The organism is Pseudonocardia sp. EV170527-09, from assembly GCF_008369905.1.
Classification (GTDB): domain Bacteria; phylum Actinomycetota; class Actinomycetes; order Mycobacteriales; family Pseudonocardiaceae; genus Pseudonocardia.
Genome location: NZ_VRMC01000529.1, coordinates 1 through 259, shown reverse-complemented (window position 1 = coordinate 259; position 259 = coordinate 1). Strand labels below are relative to the sequence as shown.

The following is a 259-nucleotide window of genomic DNA, read 5'->3' as shown; positions in this document are numbered from 1 at the left end:
TCATTACAGGAGATTTCATCATGGCCACGCACAACGCCCGGTCAAAGCCGGCGCCGCCCAGATCGACGGCCAAGCCGAAGAACCACCGTTGGTCGCGCCACGTCATGGAGACCAGCGACGCGCTGGACATCGAACCCGATATCTTCAAGTTGCGCAGCCCCGCGCGGATTGCGGCGTCGCTCAAGGCATCGGCCGAGCATAGCCGGCGGCGCAAGGGGACGGCATTCCAGTCGGCCATGTCAATGCTGACGTTCTATAT

At 62.2% G+C, this 259-nt stretch carries 1 protein-coding gene; it reads left to right on the top strand.

What is annotated here, in order from left to right:
- Positions 1 to 20: 20 nt before the first annotated feature.
- Positions 21 to 259, top strand: a 239-nt coding sequence (locus tag FVA95_RS30040) for a DUF3175 domain-containing protein (RefSeq protein ID WP_149666996.1), incomplete at its 3' end; no start/stop codon positions are given.